Consider the following 13,569-nt stretch of genomic DNA (forward strand, 5'->3'; position numbering starts at 1 on the left):
GGACGTGCAGAAAACCGAGGATCACGCCGTGAATCCCGAGGGCGCATTGTCTATACTGAACGTGACGGAAAGCACACGCCTGACTAAGGAGGCCCCATGCCGCGAGAGACGATGAAGGCCAAGCGCGAGCGCGCGCTTGCGGTGGCCGAGCGCATGAACGAGCACTACCCTGCCGCCGAGTGCGCGCTGCACTATGGGGGTGACCCGTTCCGCCTGACCATCGCCGTGCTGCTTTCCGCGCAAACCACCGACAAGGGCGTGAACAAGGTGACGCCGGCCCTCTGGGAGCGCTACCCCACGCCGGCCGACCTCGCGGCCGCCGACGTGCGCGACGTGGAGGACATCATCCGCACCATCGGCTTCTACCACACGAAGGCCGCCAACATCATCAAATGCGCCCGCATCGTGGTGAGCGAGTACGGCGGCGAGATCCCGCGGGACATGGACGAGCTGCAGAAGCTGCCCGGCGTGGGCCGCAAGACGGCGAACGTCGTGCTGAACGAGGCGTTCGGCATCGTGGAGGGAATCGCCGTGGACACGCACGTGTTCCGCATCGCGCATCGGCTGAAGTTCGCGGGCCCCTCCGCCGACACGCCGGCCAAGACCGAGGACGCGCTGCTCAAGCTGTACCCGCGCGCGTATTGGGGACCCATCAACCACCAATGGGTGCTGTTCGGCCGCGAAACGTGCATCGCCCGCAAGCCGAAGTGCGCCGAGTGCTTCATCTGCGACCTCTGCCCCAGCTGCGGGAAGGCGTAAGTGTCGACCAGAAATCGCTTTTGGTAAAACCAGCCGTTTTCAAGATTGAACGATAGAGAAGAGGATCAGCGTGCCAAACGAAACGTCCAAGCTCGTACAACACACTGCTTCGTCGAAGCAAAGCTTAAAAGCTTCAAATGAACGTTTCGCCATAGAAACATTCATGAAAACGTTGAAGAAAAAACAACAGAATGCCGGAATGATCGTTTCGAAAATAGCCACAACGGTATTGGCCTCTCAATCTGCCAAAGACTTCTTAAATGACTCTGCTACCTTCATTGTTGATATGAGTCCGGAAATTCATAAGGGGTTAAAAGACGGCGTAATTAAGCTAGTCGAGGAAAACGGAAATCTCTATGCACAGCTAAAAGACAGCAACAATCATTACTCGAAAAACTCCCTATAAAAGAAGACCTTACCAAACAGGGTATCGAACCTCTTGACGCGATGAACGCTCTTCAGCTTCAAGCCATCCAAAAGGGCCTAGAAGAAATGTCTCAAACACTGGCGATGATCGGCGAGGACGTTTCAGAGATCGCAAAAGGTCAACAAAATGATCGCATTGGACTCTACCATGCTGGCTTGGATCTGTATCTGGAATCAAAAGTAATAGGTGATAGCAACTTCCGTAAGTTGATTGCCGCCCAAGCCCTGAAATCCCTCAGTGACGCCAATGCCCAGATGGTGGAAGAGATAGAAAGCCATATTCGCTATTTGTTGGAAGGAAAATACAACAAGAAAGGCAACAGGACAAAAGCAATACGGGAACGTTTGGGGAACATCAACAAATGCTTCGAAGTTATTCATCATTCAACGGTTCTCAAAGCAGCAGTGTATTTCGAGGAAAACGAAGTTCCGGCAATGCTTGCAACTATAGATAAGTATGGAAACTTCCTCGAGAGCACGATTGTTCCCAATGTCACAACGCTAGCTGAGCATGATGCCTCTGACACCCTCCTGACAAATGGATTTTGGGAAAACCGAGCGAAATCGCTTCTTGTAGTCGAGGATATTAGAAATCAGCTTACTGGAACGAACTGTTTTTTCTTGGAAGCAGAAAGCGAAACGGAAAGCGGTAATAATGAAAGATAAGCGATCAAAAGGTTGCCCCAATTTTAACTGCAAAAAGAACATGACGAAGTTCAAGTATTGCGCAGATGACAAATACTGCTCTACTTGCGGCGCAGAATTAGTATTCGTCTGCAAGAAATGCTTTGGAGTGATCGGCGACACCGCTCCCGAACACAGGATCTGCGCTGCGTGTCAAGCAAAGACCGATGATCAAAGAGACAGGGTCAAGGATGACGCTGGCAAAGCCCTAGCAGGCATAGGAACAGTTGCCGGACTTGCTATCGCCGCTTTTAAAAGCGAAAAAGCCACTAAAGCAGTTAAAACAGTCGTCGAAATTCTGAAAAAATAACCGAACAAGTTAGGCCTTCTTCGGTGAGAGGACTGCCCATGGAAACCCTTTCCATCATCGGCGCGCGCGAGGGGAACCTGCGCGACGTGACGCTGCGCATCCCCAAGAACCGGCTGGTCGTGTTCACGGGAGTTTCGGGGTCGGGCAAGTCCACCCTGCTCGTGGACGTGCTGTTCAACGAATGCCAGCGGCTCTACCTGGAGGCCCTGTCGCTGCAGGGCATCCGCAAGCCCGCCGTCGAGCGCGTGGAGGGGGCCTCCCCCGCCATCGCCATCCTGCAAAACGACGCGAACAAGAACCCGCGCTCCACCGTGGGCACGCTCACCGACGTGTACACCGCCCTGCGCATGGTCTACGAGAAGCTGGGCGAATACCCCTGCCCGTGCTGCGGCGAGACCATCTGCGCGGCCGACTGCCTCGAGGAGACCGAGCGCGTGGGCGACGACTTCCACGTGTACCTGTACTGCAGCGCGTGCGGGGAGCGCATTGACAAGATCACGCGCACGGATTTCTCGTTCAACACGCGCGAGGGTGCCTGCCCCGCTTGCGAGGGCCTCGGACGCGTGCTCGCGGTGGACCGCGCCACCGCCGTGGACGAGGGCAAATCGCTCGAGGACGGCGCCGTGGCCTTCTGGGCGGCGAAGTACCAAGACTACCAGATAGGGGTGTTCCGCGCGGCGTGCCGGCACTTCGGCCTGCCCGACCCCGCGAACGTGCCCGTGGCCGCGTTCGGCAAGTTGCAGAAGGCCCTGCTCTACGAAGGGGCGGAAGCCGACGCCCTCGCACGGGCGCTACCGCACGCAGAGCCTCCGAAGAAGGTGGCCGACGGGCGCTTCGAGGGCGTGGTCCCGCAGCTCATGAGACGGGCAGCCGAGCACGGCGCGGACGCGAGGAACGTGCGCCCCTACCTCGTCCAGGCCCCCTGCCCCGAGTGCGGCGGCGAGCGCCTGTGCGCGCGAAGCCGCGCCGTCACGGTGGCGGGCACACGGCTGCCGGAGCTGTCCGGCGCCACGCTGCGCGGGCTCTCGACCTGGGTGAGCAACCTCGACGCCCAGCTGGACGGCACGCGGCGGACGCTCGTGGAGGACTACCTGCTGGACCTGTCCACGAAGCTCGCGCGCATCGCCGCCGTGGGGCTGGACTACCTGACGCTCGACCGCGCCACGGTCACGCTCTCGGGCGGCGAGCTGCAGCGGCTGCGCCTCTCGGCCATCCTGGATTCGGAGCTCTCCGGCGTCGTCTACATCCTGGACGAGCCCACGGCGGGCCTGCACCCGCGGGACACGGCGGGGCTCGTGGACATCCTGCGCCGCCTGCGCGACCTGGGCAACAGCGTGCTCGTCATCGAGCACGACCCCGACGTCATGCGCGCCGCCGACCATCTGGTGGACCTGGGCCCCGGCGCGGGCGCTCACGGAGGATGCGTGGTGGCCGAAGGGTCGCTGACCGATCTTGCCGCCGCGCCCAACTCGGCCACGGGACGCTTCCTCGCGCGGAAGCCCGCCTTGAAGCGGGAGGTCCGCACGCCGGACGACCCGCCCATCCGCATCCGCAACGCCACGCGGTTCAATCTGCGCCACCTCGACGTGGACATCCCCGCCGGGCGTCTCGTCACGGTGACGGGGCCGTCGGGCTCGGGCAAGTCCACCCTCGTGTTCGAAGTGCTGGCCCACAGCAACGCCGCAGGGCCCGAGAACGCCGTGGCCGGCTGCGAGCGGTTCGACCGCATCGCGGCCGTGGGGCAATCGCCCCTTGCGCGCATGAAGCGCTCGAACGTGGCCACGTACATCGACGCGTACGGCCCCATCAGAAGCGCGTTCGCCGGCACGGACGCGGCGCGCGCGGCCTCGCGGCCAAGGCGTTCTCGTTCAACACGCCGGGCGGGCGCTGCGAGACCTGCGAGGGCATGGGCACCGTCGCGAACAACCTGCTGTTCTTCCTGGACACCGAGGTTCCCTGCCCCGCCTGCCACGGGCAGCGGTTCCACGACGACGTGCTGTCGGTGCGGCTGGACGGCCGCTCCATCGTGGACGTGCTGGAGCTCTCGGTGAGCGAGGCGGCGGCCGCGTTCGCCGACCGTCCGAAGATCGCCCGCCCGCTGCGCCTCTTGCAGGACGTGGGGCTGGGCTACCTGCAGCTGGGGCAGGCGCTCACCACGCTCTCGGGCGGCGAGGCACAGCGCCTCAAGCTGGCGAAGGAGCTGCTGACCGCAGGGCGCACGCGCACGTTGTACCTGCTGGACGAGCCCACGAGCGGCCTGCACCCGCAGGACGTGGAGCACTTCCTCGCGCTGCTGGACCGCTTGGTGGACGGCGGCAGCACCGTCGTGGTGGTGGAACACAACCAGCAGGTGGTGTGCGCGAGCGACTGGGTCGTCGACCTCGGCCCCGAAGGCGGCGAGGCGGGCGGGCGCGTGATGTTCGCGGGCACGCCGGCCGACCTCGCGGCGCACGGCGAGGGCGCCACGGCCGACTGCTTGCGCAAGGCGCTCGACGGCCAGGAGCGGGTGAATCCTGCGCGAATTCGCCCTTGACTTGGAGTGCGCTCCAAGCGATATGGTGGATGCGCAAAACGGACAGCGGGCACCCGCAAGCCGATACGATGCCCGATCAAGCCGCAAAACGAAAACCCAAGGAGGCTCCACCATGGACAACGAGTTGAACGACGTCTTCCCGCGCGGCGGGAAGAACCCCTACAGCCAGTACTTCGTCGGCCAGAGCTACCTGAACATGCTCTCCACCGAGCAGGTGGGCGTGGGCAACGTCACGTTCGAGCCGGGATGCCGCAACAACTGGCACATCCACCACGCCGATGAGGGCGGCGGCCAGATCCTGCTGGTCACGGGCGGGCGCGGCTGGTACCAGGAGTGGGGGAAGCCCGCCCGCGCGCTCGAGCAGGGCGACGTGGTGAACATCCCCGCCAACGTGAAGCACTGGCACGGCGCGGGCGCCGACAGCTGGTTCTGCCACCTGGTCGTGGAGGTGCCCGCCGTGAACGGCTCGAACGAATGGTGCGAGCCCGTGAGCGACGAGGAGTACGCCGCGCTGTAGCGCTCCTGCCGAGAGGCCGCCAGAGCGCATGGCGCGCCTTGCGTTTTCGGGCGAAACCCGAGAAATGCAAGGCATGCTCGATTTCCCGAACCATCGTCTGCGGCCTCAAAGGCACGAAAATGCGAGCAATGTTGCGTTTGGGGCCCACGAAGCCGCTTGCGAACCGCCCCAAGACGAGCCGCCCAATAAGCCGTAAGGCAGAACGAAACTCTGATCAGGAGTTTTGCAATAGGGTTGATTTTCACGAAGGTGAGCGAGGTGGCCGAGACGCAACATTGCTCGCATTTTCGTGACATTCGCCGGCCGCGTCCCGCAGAAAAGGCACGCGGCCACCACGATTCCGAGGAACCGGGCGGAAACGAGGCGGCAAACCCATCCCTCCGTCTCCGGCTCGCGGCCGGAAAGCAGAAAGCAGCTCCCCCGCCGCCTACGTCAGCAGAGCCACGAGCCGGCGAACGGGCCTCGCCAACACGATTCTCGGCAGGAGGGCCGAGCAGCGCCCTTGGTTCTTGACTTGGAGCACGCTCCATGGTGTTTAATGGGCATACAACGAATCTAACCGCGAACCCGGCCCAATGGACACGTCAAAGGCCGCCACCAAGATAGGAGAACACGCCATGCAGTACCGCATGCTGGGCAAAACCGGCCTGGAAGTGAGCGAGATCGGCTTCGGGGCCGAGTGGATGGAGAAGAAGTCGGTCGCCGAGGTGAAGGCCGTCACGGACGCCTGCGCCGAGGCGGGCATCAACATCCTCGATTGCTGGATGGCAGGGCCGGAGGTGCGCAGCAACCTCGGCGCGGCCATCGAAGGCGCACGCGACCGCTGGATCATCCAGGGCCATATCGGCTCCACCTGGCAGGACGGCCAGTACGTGCGCACGCGCGACATGGACAAGGTGCGCCCCGCGTTCGAGGACCTGCTCGAGCGCCTGGGCACCGACCACGTGGAGCTGGGCATGATCCATTACGTGGACGACGTGGAGGAGTACGAGAGCATCATGGCCGGCGACTTCATCGCCTACGTGCGCGATCTCAAGGCGGCGGGCACCGTGCGCCACATCGGGCTTTCCACGCACAGCCCCCAGGTGGCGAAGCTGGCGGCGCTCTCCGGCGAGATCGAGGCCGTCATGTTCAGCGCGAATCCCGCCTTCGACCTGCTGCCCGCCACGGCCAGCCTGGACGAGGCGTTCGCGTTCGCCTACGACGACGCGCTCAAGGGCATGGACCCCGCCCGCGCCGAGCTCTACGCGCTCTGCGAGCGCGAGGGCGTGGGCCTCACGGTGATGAAGGGCTACGCGGGCGGGCGCCTGTTCAGCGCCGAGGCGTCGCCGTTCGGCGTGGCGCTCACGCCTGCGCAGTGCATCCACTACGCGCTCACCCGCCCCGCCGTGGCCAGCATCATGGCCGGCTTCGACACTGTCGAGCACGTGGCCGACGCCTGCGCCTACGAGACCGCCACCGACGAGGAGCGCGACTATGCGAGCGCGCTCGCCGGCGCGCCGCGGCACGCCTACTTCGGCCAATGCACGTACTGTGGCCACTGCGCGCCCTGCCCCTGTGGCATCGACATCGCCACGGTGAACAAGTTCCTGGACCTGGCGCTCATGCAGGACGAGGTGCCCGCGTCCGTGCGCGCCCACTACGAGGCCCTCGACGCGAACGCCGCCGACTGCACCGGCTGCCGATCGTGCGAGCCGCGCTGCCCCTTCGGCGTGCCGGTGGCCGAGCACATGGAGCAGGCGGAGAAGCTGTTCGCGTAGTTCCAAAACGAAACCGTGGAGCGACGACCGAGCTTATCGGCGCCTTCCGCAACATAAGATCGTGAGAAATCGGAACGCCGCACGATCTAACGAAAGCCTCGAGCAAGCGTGCGCGCATCTCGCCCATCGCGCGTCACGCGCGCACGCCGATCTCCGCCAAACCATAGCTCTATGTGAAACCAGCATTGACGTGCGCCCGGCCAGGTTGTCATCCTGAGCGGAGGCGGCGCGAGCCGCCGGAGTCGAAGGATCCCGCGCAGCGACAGCCGAAGCGCCTCCGGTTTTCACGTAGAGAACCATAGCCTACCGGCTTGCGGGGCGGCTCTCGGCCTCGGCATCGTTTCGCTTCGCCCCCGTCGGCGCGGTCGCGCTTGCGCTGCGCCTCCTGGCCGCATGCGCGAGCTGCCAGATGCCCAGCGCGGCGATGACGATACCGACGGCAATGCCGAGGGCGGCGTCCCACACGTCGCCTCCTTCGCCCTCGATCCCCCGCAGGGCCGTCTGAGTGAGCGCGATGGATGCAAGCCCGTCGGCGAAGTTCGCGAGCTTGCACGAGAACACGATGCCGTCCTTGTTCCCCCACTCCCGCACCAAACCGTAGACGCTCACGCCGATCTTCGCGAACGCGCAGGTGGCGAACGATATGGCGGGTATCTTGTCCATGTGCAGCGTCTCGCCGTTCACCAGGGCGTGGTTGCTGAACGCCAGAAACACCGCGCCCAGCGCCACGAGCGACGCCGCCGCGAATAGCTGGATGCCCGTTTCGGAACCCGGACGATGCGGCCGCGCGCATGCCCGGCCGCATCGCCGCCGCGCGCCCGGCAGGCGGCCCGAGGCCAGCGCGAGCGCCTTCGGCACGCAGAGCACCGCGTTGTAGACGGCGTTCATCAGCACGAGCGGCGAGCGCGTCACCGCGCCCACGGCCAGCTTGACCGCCCCGGAGAGCAGCGACGTGGCGAACGAGAGCCCCACGAAGTGGGACTCCTCGACCGACATCTTTCCTATGCGCATGCCGCGACTCCTTCTGCCCGCTCAGTACCGGACGACCACGTTCAGGGCCTCGTCCACGTTCCCCGCACACTCGATGGCGCGCGGAAGCTCCTCCCAGGGGAACTCGTGCGTGATGATGGAGCCGGCGTCCCAGCGGCCGCTCTCCATGAACCGCATCACGTCGAGCACGTCTTCGGGGAAGTAGCCGCCCGACCCGATGAGCGCGTGCTGGGCGTACGTCATGGACAGCACGTCCACGGGCCGCATGCCGGCGAGCACGGCCACCACCACCATGCGGCAGCCGATCTTGCCCATCGCCTGCCAGTCGTCGAGTATGGAGGGGGCTCCGGCGGCGTCGACGAACACGTCGACATTCGCCGTGGGGCCCGAGAGGGAGGGCGCTTCGCCGAACGTGAGCATCGCCCGCGTCCTCAAGTCCTCGGCGGCGCTGTTGCACGTCTCGAAGCCGAGCGCCGCGGCCTTCTCCAGCCGGAAGTCGGAGCGGCCGCACACCATCACCTTCGCGCAGCCGAACTCGGCGAGCGCGATGGCCGCCGCGATGCCGATGGTTCCCGCGCCGAAGACGACGGCCGTCTCGCCTTGCTGCGGCAGGGCGCGCCGTGCCGCGCGGCATCCCACCGTGAACGGCTCGATGAGGGCCGCCGTGCGCAGCGGTATCTTCTCGCTCACGCGGTACACCTCGCGCCCCAGCTGCGCATGGGGGATCTCCACGTATTCGGAGAAGCCTCCCACCGTGCCCGCGCGGGCCGGGTCGCCCTTCGCCAGCAGCGGATAGGGGTACACGATGTCGCCAACGGCGATGCCCTCGACGCGCGGGCCCACCTCCACCACCTCGGACACCATCTCGTGCCCGAACTCGCCGCCCACCTGCACGCGATGCCCCGTCTCGGGCCCGTGCCGGTACACCGCGACGTCGGTGCCGCAGATGCTCGCGTAGCGGTTCCGCACCACGATGCCGCCCTCGCGCGCATGCGGGGTCTCCCGTTCGGCGAGCAGGATGTTGCCGCGTCCGTTGTAGATGGCAGCCCTCATAACCGCACCCTACGCGAAGACGAGGTTGAGCGGGGGAAACCCGCCGCAGGCGAGGTAGACGATCCCCATGACGGCGCAGGCGACGAGAAGGACGATTCCCCCGATGGCGAAGCGACTGCCCCCTTCGAGGCCGCCGGCCGCCAGCTTTTTGGGAAGGAGCAGCAGAACCACGGCGCACGCCAAGAGGAACAGGGCGACGCAGGCTGCGGCCGACCCGATGCCCAAAGGCACGTTCGCCACCAGCAGCACCAGCGAGGCGAGCGTGCCGACGACGGCGATACCCCAGGTGAGGTAGCGGGTTCCTATCAGCAATCCATCGATGGTATCGAACAATTTCATGGCAGTTTCCTTTCACGAGCGGCTTATCTTTCGTCCCGCGATCCGGCTGTTCGCCCGATCGCTTTCATCGCCCAGTCTGCGCCGCTTAGGTAAACGCAACCTAAACGCGCAGGGGCCTGCGCCCGGCACCGACCTCCTGCGCCGGACAGTACTCCGCGCCTTTCGACCCTGCGCTCTCGACGCGGTTTAGGTTGCGTTTAGGTTGGAGGCGCAGACTGGTCGTCACCGAAGGGATACAGGAATCCGAAACGAAGCGAACCGCAGTCGAAAGGATCACCATGGACAACGAAGAAACCGCTGTGACGCGGCAGGTTCATCGAACGAATAGGGATGACGGGGCGACGGGCGATAACGGGGAGACGCCAAGTTCCAACGCTGCTCAGACTATCGTGATCAACCTGCCGAGGGGGCTCGGACCGATCTTCGGGCTGGGGTCGGTGATTTCGGCGCTGTTGCTGTTCGCAGCGTGGATGATCGTCGGCATCGGCTATCTCTACGTGCCGGGATGCGCAGCCGGCACCGTTCTGGGTATCGCGCTCGGCTTCATGAACCTGACCAACGGCCTCGCATCGGCAGCCCTTTGCGGAGGCTGCGGCATCGCCTGCCTGGGCATGCTCTTCCCCGTCATGCAAGGCGCGCAGGCCGCACGGCGCACGCTCGCGAAGAAAACGCGCGCGATGCTCGCCGGCGCGAGCGCCGATTGACGGCGAGCCGGATACGAGTCCGAACAAGAACCCGAACCGACGGAAAAGGAGAACCCGTGGAACGACCGACCTATCGCCCCTTGAAGAAGACCCTGATCGCCGTCTCGCTTGTCATTGCTCTGGCAGGTGCCGCCGTCGCGGGAGCGGGCGTGCTCGCAGGAGGCGCCGAGAACCTCTACCTGCCCGACTTTCTGCACGCGGCCCTATCCGACGGAGATCCCGACGACGCGCAGCCCGGCACTGCCCGCGAGCCCGCGCTATAATGTCTCGACGGTTCGGAGGAGGCGACGTGGCAAGAATCCTAGTGGCGGAGGACGACGGCAGCACCCGCAAGCTCATGTGCGCGGTGCTGCATCGTGCCGGCTTCGACCTCCTCGCGGCGTCCGACGGCGCGGAGGCGCTCGACGCGATCGACCGCGAGCGCGTCGATTTGCTCATCACCGACGTGATGATGCCCGGAACGGATGGCTTCGAGCTCACCCGGCAGCTGCGCGAGGCACGCTACGAGCTGCCCATCCTCATGGTGACGGCCAAGAACCTGCCCGAAGACCGCCGCGAGGGGTTCATCGTGGGCACCGACGACTATCTGGCGAAGCCCGTGGACGCGCAGGAGATGGTGCTGCGCGTGCGCGCCCTGCTGCGACGCGCGCGCATCGTGGCCGACAGCCGCATCGAAGTGGGCGACGCGGTGCTCGATTACGACGCGCTGTCGGTGTCCAGGCCGGGGCAGACGGTCGCGCTGCCGCCCAAGGAGTTTTACCTGCTGTACAAGCTGCTGGCCTACCCGAACCACGTGTTCACGCGCCTGCAGCTGCTCGAAGACGTGTGGGGCGAGGATGCCGACATCGACTCCGCCAGCATGAACGTGCACGTCAACCGTCTGCGCACCCGCTTCAGGGACTGGCCCGAATTCGAGATCGTCACCGTGCGGGGCGTGGGGTACAAGGCGGTGGTGGGCGATGGCCGGGCGTAGAAGGTGGCTTTCCGCCCGCTCGCTCAACATGGCGTTCCTGTTCGCCGCGAACCTGTTTCTGATCGTGGTGGTCGTGCTGTTCGTCGTGACGGCTGTGGCATGGATGTCGGTGCGGGCCGGCCTGCTCAAGTCCGATTTCTGGACGAATCCGCTGCTGCTCACCGTGCTTGCCTTCGTCGTGAGTGCAATAATCGCTGCTATCGTGCTGGTCATGGCAAACAACGTGGTGCTGCGCCCGCTGCGATCCATGGTGGACGCCCTCAAGGAACTGGCAAGCGGCAACTTCGACGTGGCCATGGAGCGGAAGGGCGGCGTCTCGGTCGACGAGGTGGACGACTTCGTGGACGCCTTCAACGCCACCGCCCGCGAGCTGAAAAGCGTCGAGGTGCTGCGTCACGATTTCGTGGACGACTTCTCCCACGAGTTCAAAACGCCCATCAGCTCCATCAACGGCTTCGCGAACCTGCTTTTGGAGGACGACGCCACCGACGACGAGCGGCGCGAGTACGCCGGCATCATCGCCTCCGAGTCGAAGCGGCTGGCCTCCATGGCCGGCGACGTGCTCGCGCTGCGTCAGGCCGAGTCGCTCGAGCGGCTGCCCGACGAGCGGCAGGTGGACGCAGGCGAGCAGGTGCGCCGCGCCGTGGTGCTCGTGGGCGAGAAGTGGGCCGACAAGCAGCTCGACCTCGCATGCGAGATAGAGGACGCCTGTTGCACCGGCAGCCCCGCCCTGCTCGAGCGCGTATGGGCGAACCTGCTGGACAACGCCTGCAAGTTCTCACCTGCGGGCGGGCGCGTTTGGGTTACGCTGCGCAAGAGCGAAGTGCGCCGTATCGAGTTTCGCGTGGAGAACGGCGGCCCCGCCATCGGACCGGCCGCGCTCGACCGCGTCTTCGAGCGCTTCTACCAAGACGATCCCTCACACGCCGTCCAAGGCTGCGGCTTGGGCCTTCCGCTGGTCAAGCGCGTCGTGGAGCTGCACGGCGGCACCGTGTTCGCCACCAGCACCCCGCAGGGGCGCACTGCGTTCGTCGTTATGCTGCCGGATCGCACCGACAAGCCGGCGTAGGAGGATCACGGTACGCAAGGATACGGCAGGTCCGCGCCCCTCCCCCGATCGACACCCCTACTCCAACGCCTCCTTCAGCCAGGCGCGCACGTCGCCCTCCGAGCGCGCGGCACACGATCCCGTGACGGCCAAGCCGCGTCCGACGGTCGCGCCCGGGCAGGCCCGCGCGATGTCGCGCTCGGTGCCCGACAGGCCGCTGCCCTCGTGCGTGCACAACGGCAGGATGGCCTTGCCGGCGAAGTCGTGCTCTTCCAGGAACGTGTACACCGGCATGGGCATGGTGCCCCACCAGTTGGGGTAGATGAGCACCACCGTATCGTAGGCGTCCATGCCCTCCACGTGCGCGGACAGCTCGAGGCGCGCGTTCGCCCGCTTCTCGGCCTGCGCCTCGTCGGTGCAGGCGTAGTAGTCCGCCGGATACCGCTTCACGGTCTCGATCTCGAACAGGTCGCCGCCCGTGGCGGCGGCCGCGAACCCGGCCAGCACCGACGCGTTGCCCTGCGGCAGGTCCTCGATGGCTCCAGACACGTAGTTCTGCCCGGCGCGCGAATAGTATGCGACGAGCGTCTTGGTCTTAGGCATGATAGCCCCTTTCGTTCTCTTTCCGCATGTCGAACTCGGCTTCCAATGCAATGCCGGAACGCCTTACGCGGGGTCCTCGGACACGGAGAGCTCCACGACGTCCGGCGCCGAGCTCAACAGGTAGTCGTTCAACCCTTCGTCGAACGTGCCCACCTGCACCACCCCGTAAGGGGCGATGTCGGAGTCGATGTAGTTGAACACGAACGCGTTCCATCCCTCCCAGTAGTAGATGCCGCCGGCCTCGATGCGCGACGTGGCAGGCACGCCTTCGATGGAGGGGCGGGCGGGAAGCTCCGCGTAGTACTCGTGCTCGGCGAAGCGCTGCATTGAAAGCGCGAGCGGCATCATGCCGAGGATGTCCTCGGCCGTGCGCGTGCCGTTCAAACGGGCGGCGTATTCCACGCCTTCGACGGTCACGACCACGGCGGTCTCCTCCTCTCCTTCGGGAACCGGGTTCGAGCTCGGCGGGGAAACGGGCTCCGCCGGCTCGGCGACGGGCGCGTTCTCGCCCTCGGACGCTTCGGGCGCGGCTTCCGCCGCCTTGTCTTGGAGTTGGGAGCACCCTGTCGAGGGGAGCAGCGCGCAGCCCAGGAGGAGCCCCGTCGCGGCGGCGCGAGCCGCCTGGTTGAACAGCCTCGTCATCGTTCGATCCTCCTTGCATTCGAATCGTCAGCTTTCCCTTTGTCATCCCGCACATCCTGTCATCCTGAGCGAGCGAAGCATTCGACAGTCCGGTGGACTGTCGAACTCCCGAGCACGCGAAGCGAGCGCAGGGAGGCCCCGCGAAGCGGGGACGAAGGATCTTCAACGCAGGGAATCGCCCTCGATCGAAGATCCTTCGACTCCGGCCTACGGCCTCCGCTCAGGATG

The 13,569-nt window shown here is 65.2% G+C and carries 16 protein-coding genes; 11 read left to right on the top strand and 5 right to left on the bottom strand.

The window, feature by feature from the left end:
• Nucleotides 1-96 precede the first annotated feature (96 nt).
• The 7 genes from nth to HCH03_RS08530 all read left to right on the top strand — a co-directional run bounded on the left by nth (nt 97) and on the right by HCH03_RS08530 (nt 6,989).
• Complete coding sequence (gene nth / locus HCH03_RS08500) at nt 97-759, top strand: endonuclease III (protein ID WP_221689156.1); 663 nt, start codon at nt 97-99, stop codon at nt 757-759.
• 70 nt (nt 760-829) lie between these two features.
• The gene (locus HCH03_RS08505; protein ID WP_221689157.1) at nt 830-1,165 is read left to right on the top strand and encodes a hypothetical protein; all 336 of its coding nucleotides are present in this window, start codon (nt 830-832) and stop codon (nt 1,163-1,165) included.
• Nucleotides 1,166-1,251: 86 nt separating this feature from the next.
• Nucleotides 1,252-1,851 (top strand): hypothetical protein, encoded by a 600-nt coding sequence (locus tag HCH03_RS08510; RefSeq protein ID WP_221689158.1) that lies wholly within the window; start codon nt 1,252-1,254, stop codon nt 1,849-1,851.
• Nucleotides 1,841-2,179 (top strand): hypothetical protein, encoded by a 339-nt coding sequence (locus HCH03_RS08515; RefSeq protein WP_221689159.1) that lies wholly within the window; start codon nt 1,841-1,843, stop codon nt 2,177-2,179. The genes HCH03_RS08510 and HCH03_RS08515 overlap by 11 nt, the downstream gene beginning before the upstream one ends.
• A 38-nt stretch (nt 2,180-2,217) precedes the next feature.
• A complete protein-coding gene (locus HCH03_RS08520) occupies nt 2,218-4,230 on the top strand; it encodes a hypothetical protein (RefSeq protein ID WP_221689160.1) in 2,013 nt (670 codons plus the stop codon).
• Nucleotides 4,231-4,824: 594 nt separating this feature from the next.
• Nucleotides 4,825-5,229: a cupin domain-containing protein gene (locus HCH03_RS08525; RefSeq protein WP_221689161.1), complete on the top strand. Its 405-nt coding sequence runs from the start codon at nt 4,825-4,827 to the stop codon at nt 5,227-5,229.
• Between the two features lie 617 nt (nt 5,230-5,846).
• Nucleotides 5,847-6,989, top strand: coding sequence for an aldo/keto reductase (locus tag HCH03_RS08530; RefSeq protein ID WP_221689162.1), 1,143 nt, complete (start codon nt 5,847-5,849; stop codon nt 6,987-6,989).
• Nucleotides 6,990-7,292: 303 nt separating this feature from the next.
• Here the strand turns inward: HCH03_RS08530 and HCH03_RS08535 are convergent, their stop codons facing one another.
• Genes HCH03_RS08535 through HCH03_RS08545 form a run of 3 tightly spaced genes read right to left on the bottom strand, consistent with a single transcriptional unit; the run spans nt 7,293 to nt 9,371 of the window.
• On the bottom strand, nt 7,293-8,000 hold the full coding sequence (locus HCH03_RS08535) for a hypothetical protein (protein ID WP_221689163.1): 708 nt from the start codon (nt 7,998-8,000) through the stop codon (nt 7,293-7,295).
• Between the two features lie 21 nt (nt 8,001-8,021).
• Nucleotides 8,022-9,032: a zinc-dependent alcohol dehydrogenase gene (locus HCH03_RS08540; RefSeq protein WP_221689164.1), complete on the bottom strand. Its 1,011-nt coding sequence runs from the start codon at nt 9,030-9,032 to the stop codon at nt 8,022-8,024.
• A gap of 9 nt (nt 9,033-9,041) precedes the next feature.
• Nucleotides 9,042-9,371, bottom strand: a complete 330-nt coding sequence (locus tag HCH03_RS08545) for a hypothetical protein (protein WP_221689165.1) — start codon at nt 9,369-9,371, stop codon at nt 9,042-9,044.
• A gap of 278 nt (nt 9,372-9,649) precedes the next feature.
• On the opposite strand from HCH03_RS08545, the gene HCH03_RS08550 reads away from it, so the two are divergent.
• Genes HCH03_RS08550 through HCH03_RS08565 form a run of 4 tightly spaced genes read left to right on the top strand, consistent with a single transcriptional unit; the run spans nt 9,650 to nt 12,117 of the window.
• Nucleotides 9,650-10,075 carry a hypothetical protein gene (locus HCH03_RS08550; RefSeq protein WP_221689166.1) on the top strand — a complete coding sequence of 142 codons (426 nt, stop codon included), beginning with the start codon at nt 9,650-9,652 and terminating at the stop codon, nt 10,073-10,075.
• Nucleotides 10,076-10,131: 56 nt separating this feature from the next.
• A complete protein-coding gene (locus HCH03_RS08555) occupies nt 10,132-10,338 on the top strand; it encodes a hypothetical protein (protein ID WP_185905900.1) in 207 nt (68 codons plus the stop codon).
• A gap of 26 nt (nt 10,339-10,364) precedes the next feature.
• Nucleotides 10,365-11,048 carry a response regulator transcription factor gene (locus HCH03_RS08560; RefSeq protein ID WP_221689167.1) on the top strand — a complete coding sequence of 228 codons (684 nt, stop codon included), beginning with the start codon at nt 10,365-10,367 and terminating at the stop codon, nt 11,046-11,048.
• Nucleotides 11,035-12,117: a HAMP domain-containing sensor histidine kinase gene (locus tag HCH03_RS08565; protein WP_221689168.1), complete on the top strand. Its 1,083-nt coding sequence runs from the start codon at nt 11,035-11,037 to the stop codon at nt 12,115-12,117. The genes HCH03_RS08560 and HCH03_RS08565 overlap by 14 nt, the downstream gene beginning before the upstream one ends.
• Nucleotides 12,118-12,174: 57 nt before the next feature.
• On the opposite strand, the gene HCH03_RS08570 is transcribed toward HCH03_RS08565, so the two are convergent.
• Together HCH03_RS08570 and HCH03_RS08575 are read right to left on the bottom strand one after the other, a co-directional pair.
• Nucleotides 12,175-12,699, bottom strand: a complete 525-nt coding sequence (locus tag HCH03_RS08570) for a flavodoxin (RefSeq protein ID WP_221689169.1) — start codon at nt 12,697-12,699, stop codon at nt 12,175-12,177.
• A 63-nt stretch (nt 12,700-12,762) separates the two neighbouring features.
• On the bottom strand, nt 12,763-13,341 hold the full coding sequence (locus HCH03_RS08575) for a cyclophilin-like fold protein (RefSeq protein WP_221689170.1): 579 nt from the start codon (nt 13,339-13,341) through the stop codon (nt 12,763-12,765).
• Between the last annotated feature and the right edge of the window lie 228 nt (nt 13,342-13,569).

It is taken from the genome of Gordonibacter massiliensis (ex Traore et al. 2017) (assembly GCF_019731765.1).
Lineage (GTDB): Bacteria > Actinomycetota > Coriobacteriia > Coriobacteriales > Eggerthellaceae > Gordonibacter > Gordonibacter massiliensis.